Below are 13,941 nucleotides of genomic sequence, written 5' to 3'. Positions count from 1 at the left end.
GGAAGGTACGGAAGCCGGGATGACAGCAGGAATGGGCCGAGCTCAGAGGCGTGTACGTGTGCTCGGCGCGCTGGCTGTGGCCGCTTCGTGCAGTGTGGTGTTCGTCGGTGCGGCGCAGCCTGCCGCAGCCGACACACAGTCGAAGCAGTGGTACCTCAGCGCGATGCAGGCTGAGGAAATGTGGAAGGTCACGACCGGCGAAGGCATCAAAGTCGCTGTCATCGACACCGGCGTGAACTCGTCAACGCCGTCGCTGCGTGGGCAGGTTCTCAAGGGGGTCGACGTAACTGGGGCACCGGGTGACGAAACCGATGATTACCGCGGTCACGGTACGACGATGGCTGAGCTGATCGCAGGGACGGGCGAGGAGGGAGGTCTGAAGGGACTTGCCCCGGGAGCCAAGATTATCCCTATTCGTATGAGTGACGCCGATTTGATGAAGAAGCGTTCCACGATCTTCAGTGACTCTGCGGATGCCATCAGAGCTGCGGCCGACAGTGATGCACAAATCATCAGCATGTCTTTCGGCAGTGAGGGCCGCGAAATTTCGGAGCATGAAGCGGTCGAATATGCGGAAAGCAAAGGAAAGCTATTCCTTGCTTCCGTCGGTAACGAGGGAGATCGGGAAAACACCCGAAGCTATCCTGGCTCGTACACCGAGGCAGTGGGTGTGGCTTCAGCAGACCGTAAAGGTAAAGTCTCGTACTATTCGAGCCACTCGGATGCGGTAGACATCGCCTCCCCCGGGAGCGACGTTCCCGGGTGGTGCGACAACAACTTCAAGAGCTACTGCGACGGCGACGGCGGCACCAGCGCCGCCACCGCCATCGCCTCCGCCTCCGCCGCCCTCGTCTGGTCCCTGCACCCCGACTGGACCGCCAACCAGGTGCTCAACGTCCTCTTCGACACGGCTGGCCGTGACTGGAAGAAGGGCGAGACCAGCAACTACCTCGGCCACGGTCTCATCCGCCCTTCGATGAACGTCCTCAAGGGCAAGGGCGACCCCGGTGACCCGGACATCAGCCCGCTCACCAAGGAGAGGACGACCGGCCCCGCCGACCCGTCCAAGAAGCCCGACGCCTCGACCTCCGCCTCGCCGCAGCCCGCCAAGAACGGCGCGGAGGGCGACAAGCCGGTAGCGGCGGAAGAAACCAAGTCCTCGGGGGACGAAAGCCAGTTGGGCCTGATCCTCGGAGTGGCCGCAGCTGTGGTCGTGCTCGGAGGAGTGGCCTACGCCGTGGTCCGCAGGCGTAGGGCCGCTTGACCGCACGTTCCGCATGTACCGGCCGGCGATCCATGCCGGCCTTGCAGAACCAACCGAAAAGGAAAGAGAACCATGGCAGATCAGAAGGTCTCAGATGCCGCGCTCCTGAAGCTGGAGGGTGACCTCAGCATCAAGTTCGACTCGGTGAAGGGGCAGCTCCGGCAGCTCCAGGCGACGATCGACAACCTCGAAGGCAAGTGGAAGGGCATCGGCGCCAACCACTTCAACCAGAAGCAGACCGAGATCAACAACCGCATGGTCAGCCTGGCCAAGCAGCTGGTCCGCTTCCAGGAGTCCATCAAGGCCGCCCGTACCATCTCGGGCGACAACGAGGACGAGATTCGCCAGGCCCTCGCGGGGGTGGACGTCGTCGACGGCCACAACACCAGCGCGAAGGAACAGTCGTCCAGCCTGAACAGCTTCTGACCCTTATCCCGTAACTCGAAAGCAGCGGAGGACCGCATGGGAAACAACGACGGTACGACGGTCGTCACTTACGCGAGCCTGGATCTCGCGGCCGGTGAGATCCGGAAGCAGGCCAAGCAGCTCGACATGGACCTCAAGGAGATCCAGTCCATGATCGCGAAGGTCTCGGAAGTGTGGGAGGGGGAGGCGAAGCGCGCCTACACCGCCGCCCAGGACAGGTGGAGGACGGACGCCGACGCCATCCGCGGCAACCTCGATGACATCGCCAGGAAGGTCAGCGAGGCGTCGCCCATCTACCGCAGCGGTGACAAGCGGGCGGCAGCGAACTTCTGACGAAGTTCGACCACAGCACCAAAAGCACCACAAACGCAGCACAGCACAGCACATCAGGGTGGACACGCGCGGGAGGTGTCCACCCTGAGCTGTACCCCGAAGCCGAGCCGGGCCTGCGCAAGAGCGTCGGATCGGAGGCGGGGGCGGGACGCACGAACCATCCGTGCCTCCCGCCCCCGCCACGAACCATCCGTGCCTCCCGCCCCCGCTCCGCCCCGGGCCCCTGCCTCAGCGGCCCGCCGCTACCCCTCGATCAGCCCCGTCTGCACCAACGGGTTACCCCGGCGCCGGGTGACGAAGATGCCCCGGCCCGCCGGCATCGGGCGCGGTCGTACGTTGCCGAGGATGTCGCCCTCGTTCGGGTCGCCCGACAGCACCACGCCCTGTGCGCCCAGCTCCATCATGCGCTGGAGGAAGGGCTCGTACAGGGCCCGGCTGGCCCCCGCCGTGTTGCGGGCGATGATGAAGCGGACGCCCACGTCGCGGGCGAACGGCAGCAGCTCCGTGATCGCTGACAGCGGGTTGCCGCTCGACGTGGAGACGAGGTCGAAGTCGTCGATGACGACGTACACCGTGGGGCCCTGCCACCAGCTCTGGTCGCGCAGCTCCTGCGCCGTGACGTCGGCGGACGGTGTGCGGCGCTTCATCAGGTCGTGCAGCGCCGCCATGTGATGTTCCATGTTGTTGGACATCGGGATGTACTCCGCCAGGTGCGAGCGCGGGGTCACATCGAGCAGCGAACGCCGGTTGTCGATGACGAAGAGCTTGCAGGAATCGCCGTCGTACCGCTCGGTCAGCTGCTTGATGAGCAGCCGCAGCAGGTTGGACTTCCCGGACTCGCTCTCGCCGAACGCCAGGAAGAACGGGTCCTGCTCGAAGTTCAGGAACACCGGCTCCAGGTTGTTCTCGTCGATGCCGAAGGCGACGCCCCGCTCCGGTACCGCGTAGCCGGCCGGGAGCTCGCGCGCCGGCAGCGCGCGCGGCAGCAGACGCACCGCCGGGGCGGGCGCGGCCGTCCAGTGCCGGGCGATCTCCTGGTTCATCGCCGCGGTGGCCTCCGAGAGGTCGCTGTCGGAGTTGATGCTGTCGATCCGCGGCACCGCCGCCATGAAGTGCAGCTTCTCCGGGGTCAGGCCGCGGCCCGGCACCCCGGCGGGCACGTTGGCCGCCACCTTGCGGTCCAGTTCGGAGTCCATCACGTCGCCGAGCCGCAGCTCCAGGCGGTTCATGAGGTGGTCCTTCAGGCTGGCCCGCACCTCCATGGAACGCGACGCCGTGACGATCAGGTGGATGCCGTAACCCAGCCCGCGGGCCGCGATGTCCGTGGCAGCCGTCTCCAGCCCCTCGTAGTCCGTCCGGAAGCTGCCCCACCCGTCGATGACCAGGAACACGTCACCCCACGGCTGATCCGTCACCGAGATGTCACCGCGCGCCCGCAGCCTGCGGAACGTGGCGATGGAGTCGATCCCGGCACTGCGGAAGTACTCCTCGCGCCGCGCCATGATGCCGTACACCTCGGCGACCGTACGGCGTACCCGCTCCGGGTCGAGGCGGGACGCCACGCCGCCGACGTGCGGCAGACCCGCGATCGAGGACATACCGCCACCACCGAAGTCGAGGCCGTAGAACTGGACCTCCTCCGGTGTGTGGGTGAGGGCGAAGCCGGCGATGAGCGTCCGCAGCAGCGTCGACTTCCCCGACTGCGGCCCTCCGGTGATCTGCATATGGCCGGCGGCGCCGGAGAAGTCCCGGTAGAGAGTGTCGCGCCGCTGCTCGAACGGCTTGTCGATGACGCCCAGGGGCACGACCAGCCGGCCGGATCCCTCGAAGCCGGGCTGCGTCAGCCCCCGGCCCTGCACCGGGGAGAGCCCCGGCAGCAGCTCGTCCAGCGACGGCGGATTGTCCAGCGGCGGCAGCCACACCTGGTGGGCGGAGGCCCCGCGGCCCTCCAGACGGCGCACGATCACATCGAGCACCGTGTCCGCCAGCGCGTCGTCCTGCGTCGCACGCTGATCCGGTACGCCTCCGGGCTGCGCCGGCGGCTGGACGTACCGCACCGGAACCGGAGCGGCCGTGAACGGAACCGGCCTGCGGTCCACCGGAAGCGGCGCCCCCGGCGCGGCGGCCCGGTGCGCACCCGAGCGGTACACCCCGGAGACGTACGCGGCCTTGAACCGGACCATCTCCTCCGTACCGAACTTGAGCAGCCCGGAACCGGGCACGTTGGGCAGGTGGTAGGCGTCGGGCACACCGATCGCGGCCCGGGACTCGGCCGCCGAGAACGTCCGCAGACCCACCCGGTACGACAGATACGTCTCCAGGCCGCGCAGCCGCCCCTCCTCCAGACGCTGCGAGGCCAGCAGTAGATGCACACCCAGCGAACGGCCGATACGGCCGATCTGGACGAACATCTCGATGAAGTCGGGTTTGGCGGTGAGGAGTTCGCTGAACTCGTCGATGACCAGGACGAGCGAGGGAATCGGCTGCAGCGGCGCACCGGCCGCGCGCGCCTTCTCGTAGTCGTGGATGTTGGCGTAGTTGCCCGCGTCGCGCAGCATCTCCTGCCGGCGGTTGAGCTCACCGCTGATGGAGTCACCCATACGGTCGACCAGCGTCAGGTCGTCCGCGAGGTTGGTGATCACGGCCGCGACGTGCGGCATCTGCGCCATACCGGCGAAGGTCGCGCCGCCCTTGAAGTCGGCGAGAACGAAGTTGAGCGTCTCCGAGGTGTGGGTGACGGCGAGACCGAGCACCAGCGTACGCAGCAGCTCGGACTTGCCGGAACCGGTGGCGCCGACACAGAGACCGTGCGGACCCATGCCCTCCTGGGCTGCCTCCTTGAGGTCCAGCATCACGGGCGCGCCGTCCTCGCCCACACCGATCGGCACCCGCAGCCGCTCCGCCTGCGATCGCGGCCGCCAGGTCCGGCTGACCTCGATCGAGGCGGCGTCCCCCAGGTTCAGCAGATCGGTGAACTCCAGGTTGGCCAACAGGGGTTCGTCGTCGTCCCCGCCGGTGGCCATGTGCAGCGGGGCCAGCTGGCGGGCGAGGGCCTCGGCGGCCTCGTAGCTCAGCAGGTCCGGAACCCCGTCGTAGACGAGCCCCTGCCCCGACTCCAACTGCAACGACGTCGGCTGCACCACGATGGACAGGCCCCCGCGGGACCCGGTGACCTCGCCCGGCACCACTTCGATGACCGTCACACCCTGGAGGCCCTCCGCCGAGGCGAGCACCGACATGGGGGGCACCGACTCGCCGTCCAGGACCACCACGACGTGCGGCTGCTCCATGAGCGGCTGACCGCCCGGCTGGAAGCGGGGCCTGCCCTCCAGGCGTCCGGCCAGGAGCTCCTCCAAAGCCAGGGCGTTGGTGGTGATGAGGCGCCGGCTCCCGGCTCCGTCCACGGGCCCGGAGGTCTGGGCGTGCGGGAGCCACTTCGCCCACTCCCACTGCGGCGCGGCCTCCGTGCCGGTCGCGACCGCGATCACCAGGTCCTGGGGGGAGTGCAGAGAGGCCAGCCCGCCGACCACGGCCCGCGCGGCGGAGCGCGCGGAGTCCGCGTGGCCGCTGATCGTGAGGTGGTAGAACGCCCGCAGCGAGACGGCCATGGGCAGACCGTCCAGCGTGGAGTGTGTCGCCAGGAACTGCTGCATCGCCCCGGCGGCCAGCGGCTCCAGTTCGTCCACGGGCGCCGTCTCGGGCGCGATGAGCGGCGTGGCCAGCTCCTGACTGCCCAGCCCGATGCGCACCTGCGCGAAGTCCGGGTCACCGGCACGCCGCTCCCACACCCGGCTGCCCTCGGCGACGAGCGCCCACAACTGCTCGGGAGAGGGGTGGAGGTAGAACTGCGCGTCCCGCTGCTTGCGGGCCGTCTTCAGTACCGCGCGCCGGGTCTGCGTCAGGTACTTCAGGTAGTCGCGGCGCATGTCCGCCAGCTCGCCCTGAGTGCCGCGCCGGTACCGCACGAGCATCGCGATGGCCATGGCCAACGTCGACGCGATCATGATCATGCCCATGATGCGCATGATCGGGTTCGGCGTCATGAAGAAGAAGACGACGGATCCACCCATGCCCAGCATCGGCAGGAGCTGCATCAGCGCCCCCTCCTGCTGGCCCCGGGGGAGTTCCGGCGGAGGTTGCAACTGCACCTGCTCGACCGGCACTTCGGTGGGCAGGGCCCGCGGCGGGCGCTTGACGACGATCTGGCTCACAGCTCACCAATTCCCTTGCCGGACGGAAGTGTTCCTATCGGCGCCCCCGTGGCGACGGGCTCCATCCGCGGGAAGGATCCTACTGGCGAAGCGGCGGTCCCATGGCGGTAGGGTGTCGCGACGCGTGTACGCATCCGCTAACTGATCCGAGAAGACGGTCATTCGGGACGAGCGGTGTGATCCATGGTCCCGGCGGCGTGTTTCCGGCAGAAGCGGACGCGACCCGGCGGAAGCGGCGCAGACAGCAGCAGGACAAGCCAGTAGGGGGAGCAACAGGTGACCATGACGGCCCAAGCGGCAGCCACCGGATCCGGTCGGCAGAGTCACGGGACCCCGTCCGGCAGCGGCACCGGATTCTGCCGGGTCACGGTCGTCGCGCCCGACAGCCGTGTCGACGTGGCCCTGCCCGAGGACATCCCCGTAGCCGATCTGTATCCCGAGATCCTCCGGCTGTCCGGGCAGAGCCCCGCCCCCGGCGCGCCGGTCGGCTACCACCTGGTGCGCCGCGACGGCACCGTCCTCGACAGCGCCCGTACGCTCGCCGGCCACCGCATTCTCGACGGCGAGCTGCTGTCGATGCGGCCCTTCTCCGAATCACTGCCCCCCGCCGTCTTCGACGACGTGTCGGACGCCGTCGCCACCGCCGTGGCCAAGGACCGCACGCTCTGGGGCGACGCCCTCATGCGCGGCGCCGGCCTCTTCGGCGGCTCCGTCCTGCTGGCCCTCCTCGGCTTCGTGCTGTGGACGGCCGACCCGCTCCACGACATGAACGGCCTGCCCGGAATCCTGGCGGGCGTCGTCGCCCTGCTCCTGCTCGCCTTCGCCTGTGTGCGTGCACGGGTGTACGACGACCGTGCCGCGTCGATCGCGCTCGGCACCGGTGCCCTGGTGAACGCGGCGGTGGCCGGCTCCGGCCTGCTTCCCCTGAGCGCCGGGCAGGGCATCGGGCGGCTTCAGTTCCTGCTCGCCTGTGCGGCCGTCCTGGTCGTGGCGGTCATTCTGATGATCGTCGCGCCCGGCGGGGACGGGCCGTTCGTCGCGTTCGTCTTCGCGAGCGCCGTCGGCCTCCTGGTCACCTTCATCGCGATCCTGAGCGACCTGAAGCCGATCGAGGCCGCCGCCGTGTGCTCCCCGCTCGCCGTGGGAGCCCTCGCCTTCCTGCCGGGACTCTCCACCCGCTTCGCCCGGCTGCCCATCGGATTCGAGCCGCCCCGCACCACGGTCGGCGACTACGGGAACTCCGAGCCCGTGTCCACGGGCCCGGTGGACGCCGTACGCCTCGCCGCCCAGGCGCGGCGCGGCCATGAACTGCTCCTCGGCCTGGTCGGCGGCTGCGCCCTGGTCGCCGTGGCGGCCGCCGCGGTGCTGGGATTCTCGAACAACGTCTGGGGTCAGCTGCTCGCCCTGGCCACCGGCGTCGCCATGCTGATGCGCGCCCACCTGTTCCGCTACACGGCTCAGGTCGGCTGCGCGCTCGCCGCCGGCCTCGGCTCCCTCGTCCTGCTGGGCCTGGGGCTGTCCCTCAACCCGCCGGTCGCCCTGGTGCGCGACGCGCTGCGGGGGGACGGCGCCGCACTCGACATCCGTACGGTGTGGCTCGCCGCCGCGGTCGCCGGCGTCGCCGTCCTGATCACCGCCATCGGCCTGATCGTGCCGCGCAAGGGGGTGACGCCGTTCTGGGGTCGCTTCCTGGAGATCGCCGAGACGGTTGTCCTGCTGACCCTGCTCCCGCTCTGCCTCGCGGTCTTCGACGTCTACCACTCGATCCGCGCGCTCACCAGCTGATCATTAAAAGGCACCGAAAGGCGTCGAAAGGCACTGACTGATCGCCGGAGAACACCGACTGATCACCGCGAGGGCACCGGCTGACCAGCGGAAGGTCCCCGGCTGACCAGTGGCGGGGCGTGACCCGAATGGCTGGTACTCTGTCCAGTGGCCGTTTTTGTACGCGTCCTCGGATCATCCTGGGGGCTGCGCTCATCGGACCTTCGCCTCCGAGTCACGGAAGCTCCCCTGAGATCAAGACCAGGGGCACTCGTGGGCGCTTCGAACATCAAAGAGGAGTACGCGTGCCGCTCGACGCCGCTACGAAGAAGCAGATCATGTCCGAGTTCGCCCAGAAGGAGGGTGACACCGGATCCCCCGAGGTCCAGGTCGCCATGCTCTCCCGCCGGATCTCGGACCTGACGGAGCACCTCAAGACGCACAAGCACGACCACCACTCCCGTCGTGGTCTGCTGATCCTGGTCGGCCAGCGTCGCCGCCTCCTGCAGTACCTGGCCAAGAAGGACATCCAGCGCTTCCGTGCGCTCGTCGACCGCCTCGGCATCCGCCGTGGCGCGGCCGGCGGCGCCAAGTAAGGACGCTGTGGAAAGGGAGCGGTGCCCGCGTTTGAGGGGACCGCTCCCTTTGCCGTACGTGCACGACCGGTGTCAAGCTCAGTAACCTGGGTGCAGTGACACCCGCACGAGCGCGAACGCACCAAGCGGGAACGCACGAGCAACAACGCAACAACGCAACACCGCAACACCGAACAACGAGGGAGAGGCGCGACGACGCCGCCGCCGGTCCTCGGTAGTGGCCCCCGGGAACATGCCCGGGAGCTTCGATCGAAGACCGGCCCGCATCCACGGTGCGCCTCTCCCGCACCGTCCCCCGCCACACGGGCGTGAGGACGAAAGACGACGAGTATGGAGAAATCACTAGTGGAGAACGAGACCCACTACGCCGAGGCCGTTATCGACAACGGAACCTTCGGCACCCGCACCATCCGCTTCGAGACGGGCCGCCTGGCCAAGCAGGCCGCAGGCTCCGCCGTCGCGTACCTGGACGACGACACCATGGTGCTGTCGGCCACCACCGCTTCCAAGCGGCCCAAGGACAACCTCGACTTCTTCCCCCTCACGGTGGACGTCGAGGAGCGGCAGTACGCGGCCGGCAAGATCCCCGGCTCCTTCTTCCGCCGTGAGGGCCGGCCCTCCGAGGACGCGATCCTCACCTGCCGCCTGATCGACCGCCCGCTGCGCCCCTCCTTCAAGAAGGGCCTGCGCAACGAGATCCAGATCGTCGAGACGATCATGGCGCTCAACCCCGACCACCTGTACGACGTGGTCGCGATCAACGCCGCCTCCTGCTCCACCATCCTGGCGGGCCTGCCCTTCTCCGGCCCGATCGGCGCCACCCGCGTCGCCCTGATCAAGGGCCAGTGGGTCGCGTTCCCGACGCACACCGAGCTCGAGGACGCCGTCTTCGACATGGTCGTCGCCGGTCGCGTCCTGGAGGACGGCGACGTCGCGATCATGATGGTCGAGGCCGAGGCCACCGAGAAGACCATCCAGCTCGTCCAGGATGGTGCCGAGGCTCCCACCGAGGAGATCGTCGCCGCCGGTCTGGACGCCGCGAAGCCCTTCATCAAGGCGCTCTGCAAGGCCCAGTCCGACCTGGCCTCCAAGGCCGCCAAGCCGGTCGGCGAGTTCCCGGTCTTCCTGGACTACCAGGACGACGTCTTCGAGGCGCTCTCCAAGGCCGTCACCTCCGAGCTGACGCAGGCGCTCACCATCGCCGGCAAGCAGGACCGCGAGGCCGAGCTGGACCGCGTCAAGGAGATCGCCGCAGAGAAGCTCCTCCCGGCCTTCGAGGGCCGCGAGAAGGAGATCTCCGGTGCGTACCGCGCGCTGACCAAGCACCTGGTCCGCGAGCGCGTCATCAAGGACAAGGTCCGCATCGACGGCCGTGGCGTCACGGACATCCGTACGCTCGCCGCCGAGGTCGAGGCCATCCCGCGTGTGCACGGTTCGGCGCTGTTCGAGCGTGGCGAGACCCAGATCCTGGGCGTCACCACCCTCAACATGCTCCGGATGGAGCAGCAGCTGGACACCCTCTCCCCGGTGACCCGCAAGCGCTACATGCACAACTACAACTTCCCGCCGTACTCCGTCGGCGAGACCGGCCGCGTGGGCTCGCCCAAGCGCCGCGAGATCGGCCACGGAGCGCTCGCCGAGCGCGCCATCGTGCCGGTTCTCCCCTCGCGCGAGGAGTTCCCCTACGCGATCCGCCAGGTCTCCGAGGCGCTGGGCTCCAACGGCTCGACGTCCATGGGATCGGTCTGCGCCTCCACCATGTCGCTGCTGAACGCCGGTGTGCCCCTCAAGGCCGCCGTCGCCGGTATCGCCATGGGTCTGATCTCGCAGGAGATCGACGGCAAGACCCACTACGTCGCCCTCACCGACATCCTCGGTGCGGAGGACGCCTTCGGCGACATGGACTTCAAGGTCGCCGGCACGAAGCAGTTCGTGACCGCGCTCCAGCTCGACACCAAGCTCGACGGCATCCCCGCCTCGGTCCTGGCCGCCGCGCTGAAGCAGGCCCGTGACGCGCGTCTGCACATCCTGGACGTCATGAACGAGGCCATCGACGTCCCGGACGAGATGTCCCCGAACGCCCCGCGGATCATCACCGTCAAGATCCCGGTGGACAAGATCGGTGAGGTCATCGGCCCCAAGGGCAAGATGATCAACCAGATCCAGGAGGACACCGGCGCCGACATCACGATCGAGGACGACGGCACCATCTACATCGGTGCCCAGCAGGGTTCGCAGGCCGAGGCCGCCCGCGCCACGATCAACGCGATCGCCAACCCGACCATGCCGGAGGTCGGCGAGCGCTACCTGGGTACGGTCGTCAAGACCACCACCTTCGGTGCGTTCGTCTCGCTCATGCCGGGCAAGGACGGTCTGCTGCACATCTCGCAGATCCGCAAGCTCGCCGGTGGCAAGCGCGTGGAGAACGTCGAGGACGTGCTCGCCGTCGGCGCCAAGGTCCAGGTCGAGATCGCCGAGATCGACTCCCGCGGCAAGCTCTCCCTCATCCCCGTCGTCGAGGGTGAAGAAGACGAGACGAAGGACGACACCGACAAGTGACGTCCCGTAGTTCCGCGACGACGGCCCGCGCCTCCTCCAAGGCGCGGGCCGTCGCCCGTACCCAAACGCTTCTCCAGGGCAAGGACGGCATCGGCACCGTCCGCCGGACCGTCCTCCCCGGCGGTCTGCGGATCGTCACCGAGACCCTGCCCTCCGTCCGGTCCGCCACCTTCGGCATCTGGGCCAACGTCGGTTCCCGCGACGAGACGCCCACCCTGAACGGCGCGACCCACTACCTCGAACACCTCCTCTTCAAGGGCACCGCCAAGCGCACCGCCCTCGACATCTCCTCCGCGATCGACGCGGTCGGCGGCGAGATGAACGCCTTCACGGCGAAGGAGTACACCTGCTACTACGCGCGGGTCCTCGACACCGACCTGCCGCTGGCCATCGACGTGGTCTGCGACATGCTGACCGGCTCACTGATCGCCCCCGAGGACGTCGACGCCGAGCGCGGCGTCATCCTCGAAGAGATCGCGATGACCGAGGACGACCCGGGCGACTGCGTGCACGACCTGTTCGCGCACACCATGCTCGGCGACACCCCTCTCGGCCGCCCCGTCCTCGGCACCGTCGACACGATCAACGCGCTGAACCGCGGTCAGATCGCCCGCTTCTACAAGAAGCACTACGACCCCACGCACCTCGTCGTCGCCGCCGCCGGCAACGTCGACCACGCCACGGTCGTCCGCCAGGTCCGCCGCGTCTTCGAGCGCGCCGGGGCGCTCTCCCGCCACGACGCCGTCCCCATGGCGCCCCGCGAGGGATCCCGCACCCTGCGCACCGCCGGCAAGGTCGAGCTGCTGAACCGCAAGACCGAGCAGGCCCATGTGGTCCTCGGCATGCCCGGCCTCGCCCGCACCGACGAGCGCCGCTGGGCGCTCGGCGTCCTCAACACCGCCCTCGGCGGCGGCATGAGCTCCCGCCTCTTCCAGGAGGTCCGGGAGAAGCGCGGTCTGGCCTACAGCGTGTACTCGTACACCTCGGGCTTCGCCGACTGCGGCCTCTTCGGCGTGTACGCGGGCTGCCGCCCGAGCCAGGTCCACGACGTCCTCAAGATCTGCCGCGACGAGCTGGACCGGGTCGCCACGCACGGCCTGGACGACGACGAGGTCGCCCGCGCCATCGGGCAGCTCTCCGGGTCCACCGTCCTCGGCCTGGAGGACACCGGCGCGCTGATGAACCGTATCGGCAAGAGCGAGCTGTGCTGGGGCGAGCAGATGTCCGTCGACGACATGCTGGCGCGCATCGCGGAGGTCACCCCCGACGACGTACGGGCGGTGGCGGGCGAGCTCCTCACCCAGCGCCCCTCGCTCTCGGTCATCGGCCCGCTCAAGGACAAGCAGGCGGACCGCCTCCACGAAGCGGTCTCCTAATCCCTTAAGGAATCAAGATGAGCAAGCTGCGCGTAGCCGTTCTCGGTGCGAAGGGCCGCATCGGCTCCGAGGCCGTCACCGCGATCGAGGCCGCCGACGACCTGGAGCTGGTGGCGGCCCTGGGCCGGGGCGACCAGCTGGAGGTCCTCGCCGACACCGGCGCCCAGGCCGTCGTCGAGCTCACCACCCCCGCGTCGGTGATGAGCAACCTCGACTTCTGCGTCCGGCACGGCATCCACGCCGTCGTCGGCACCACGGGCTGGACCGACGAACGGCTCGCGCAGCTGACCACCTGGCTGGACGACTCCCCGGGGACGGGCGTCCTGATCGCCCCGAACTTCTCCATCGGCGCCGTCCTGACCATGAAGTTCGCGGAGCAGGCCGCCCGCTACTTCGAGTCCGTCGAGGTCGTCGAACTGCACCACCCCAACAAGGTCGACGCCCCCTCCGGCACTGCCACCCGCACCGCCCAGCTCATCGCCGCGGCCCGCGCCAAGGCGGGCAGCGCACCCCAGCCGGACGCCACCGCCACCGCCCTGGACGGCGCGCGCGGCGCGGACGTCAACGGCGTCCCGGTCCACGCGATCCGGCTCCGCGGCCTGCTGGCCCACCAGGAAGTGCTCCTCGGCGGCGAGGGCGAGACCCTCACCATCCGCCACGACTCCCTCCACCACAGCAGCTTCATGCCGGGCATCCTGCTCGGTGTCCGCCGCGTGGTGACCACTCCCGGCCTCACGTTCGGCCTGGAACACTTCCTCGACCTGAACTGACTGAGCCCCTCATGCGCGCAAAGATCACCTATATCGTCACGGCCGCCGTCCTGGTCTTCTACTTCGTCCTGGTCGGCAGCCGCGGCCTGATGCTCATCCGGCACGGCACGCTGGTCACGGTCACGTTCGGCGTCGCCGTGCTGATCCTCCCGGTGATCGGCGTCTGGTTCCTCTGGAAGAACACTCAGTTCGTCCGCCGCGCCAACGCCCTGGCAGCCGAGCTGGACGCGGAAGGTGGCCTGCCGGTCGACGACCTGGCCCGCACGCCGTCCGGCCGCATCGACCGGGACGCCGCCGACGCGGTCTTCACCCAGCGCCGCGAGGAGACGGAGGACGCCCCGGACGACTGGCGCACCTGGTTCAGGCTTGCGGTCGCCTACCAGGACGCGAGGGACACGCCGAGAGCCCGCAAGGCGATGCAGAGGGCGATCGCCCTGCACCGATCCAGTCCGGCGACCGCTTCGGCCCCGCCCGACGAGCCCGCACCCTCCGGCACGTCCGACGCCCCCGTCCCACCAAGCCCGTCCGCACCATCGAGCCCGTCCGGCGCTTGAGGACACCAACCAAGCCCTTCCGGCGCTTGAGGACATCTTTCCCCGCGTACGCAGATGAGCCCGGGACCCTACAAGGGGCCCCGGGCTC

At 68.9% G+C, this 13,941-nt stretch carries 10 protein-coding genes; 9 read left to right on the top strand and 1 reads right to left on the bottom strand.

What is annotated here, in order from left to right:
- Positions 1-19 precede the first annotated feature (19 nt).
- The 3 genes from N7925_RS07915 (at position 20) to N7925_RS07905 (ending at position 2,023) form a co-directional block, all read left to right on the top strand.
- Positions 20-1,264 carry a S8 family serine peptidase gene (locus N7925_RS07915; RefSeq protein WP_274343461.1) on the top strand — a complete coding sequence of 415 codons (1,245 nt, stop codon included), beginning with the start codon at positions 20-22 and terminating at the stop codon, positions 1,262-1,264.
- Positions 1,265-1,336: 72 nt separating this feature from the next.
- The gene (locus N7925_RS07910; RefSeq protein ID WP_265598987.1) at positions 1,337-1,690 is read left to right on the top strand and encodes a WXG100 family type VII secretion target; all 354 of its coding nucleotides are present in this window, start codon (positions 1,337-1,339) and stop codon (positions 1,688-1,690) included.
- 36 nt (positions 1,691-1,726) lie between these two features.
- Complete coding sequence (locus N7925_RS07905) at positions 1,727-2,023, top strand: WXG100 family type VII secretion target (protein ID WP_018960649.1); 297 nt, start codon at positions 1,727-1,729, stop codon at positions 2,021-2,023.
- A gap of 242 nt (positions 2,024-2,265) precedes the next feature.
- Here N7925_RS07905 and eccCa read toward each other — a convergent pair whose 3' ends face one another.
- On the bottom strand, positions 2,266-6,234 hold the full coding sequence (gene eccCa / locus N7925_RS07900; RefSeq protein ID WP_274343460.1) for a type VII secretion protein EccCa: 3,969 nt from the start codon (positions 6,232-6,234) through the stop codon (positions 2,266-2,268).
- Positions 6,235-6,516: 282 nt separating this feature from the next.
- Here eccCa and eccD point away from each other — a divergent pair, with 282 nt between their 5' ends.
- The 6 genes from eccD to N7925_RS07870 all read left to right on the top strand — a co-directional run bounded on the left by eccD (position 6,517) and on the right by N7925_RS07870 (position 13,853).
- A complete protein-coding gene (eccD, locus tag N7925_RS07895; RefSeq protein WP_265603798.1) occupies positions 6,517-8,019 on the top strand; it encodes a type VII secretion integral membrane protein EccD in 1,503 nt (500 codons plus the stop codon).
- 284 nt (positions 8,020-8,303) lie between these two features.
- Complete coding sequence (gene rpsO, locus N7925_RS07890) at positions 8,304-8,594, top strand: 30S ribosomal protein S15 (RefSeq protein ID WP_003965855.1); 291 nt, start codon at positions 8,304-8,306, stop codon at positions 8,592-8,594.
- A gap of 345 nt (positions 8,595-8,939) precedes the next feature.
- Positions 8,940-11,153: a polyribonucleotide nucleotidyltransferase gene (locus N7925_RS07885; protein ID WP_265603797.1), complete on the top strand. Its 2,214-nt coding sequence runs from the start codon at positions 8,940-8,942 to the stop codon at positions 11,151-11,153.
- Positions 11,150-12,529, top strand: a complete 1,380-nt coding sequence (locus tag N7925_RS07880; RefSeq protein ID WP_274343459.1) for a M16 family metallopeptidase — start codon at positions 11,150-11,152, stop codon at positions 12,527-12,529. The genes N7925_RS07885 and N7925_RS07880 overlap by 4 nt, the downstream gene beginning before the upstream one ends.
- Before the next feature lie 17 nt (positions 12,530-12,546).
- Positions 12,547-13,299: a 4-hydroxy-tetrahydrodipicolinate reductase gene (gene dapB / locus N7925_RS07875; RefSeq protein WP_265598984.1), complete on the top strand. Its 753-nt coding sequence runs from the start codon at positions 12,547-12,549 to the stop codon at positions 13,297-13,299.
- An 11-nt stretch (positions 13,300-13,310) separates the two neighbouring features.
- Entirely contained in the window at positions 13,311-13,853 is a 543-nt protein-coding gene (locus N7925_RS07870; protein WP_274343458.1) for a tetratricopeptide repeat protein, read from the top strand.
- Positions 13,854-13,941: the final 88 nt, after the last annotated feature.

This window comes from Streptomyces sp. CA-278952, from assembly GCF_028747205.1.
Lineage (GTDB): Bacteria > Actinomycetota > Actinomycetes > Streptomycetales > Streptomycetaceae > Streptomyces.
This window is presented reverse-complemented; position numbering and strand designations above follow the sequence as displayed.

Bases quoted from the DNA above. Each gene is read 5' to 3' on its own strand.
- N7925_RS07915 (WP_274343461.1), top strand. From the start codon at position 20: ATGACAGCAGGAATGGGCCGAGCTCAGAGGCGTGTACGTGTGCTCGGC.
- N7925_RS07870 (WP_274343458.1), top strand. From the start codon at position 13,311: ATGCGCGCAAAGATCACCTATATCGTCACGGCCGCCGTCCTGGTCTTC.
- dapB (WP_265598984.1), top strand. From the start codon at position 12,547: ATGAGCAAGCTGCGCGTAGCCGTTCTCGGTGCGAAGGGCCGCATCGGC.
- N7925_RS07905 (WP_018960649.1), top strand. From the start codon at position 1,727: ATGGGAAACAACGACGGTACGACGGTCGTCACTTACGCGAGCCTGGAT.
- N7925_RS07910 (WP_265598987.1), top strand. From the start codon at position 1,337: ATGGCAGATCAGAAGGTCTCAGATGCCGCGCTCCTGAAGCTGGAGGGT.
- eccD (WP_265603798.1), top strand. From the start codon at position 6,517: ATGACGGCCCAAGCGGCAGCCACCGGATCCGGTCGGCAGAGTCACGGG.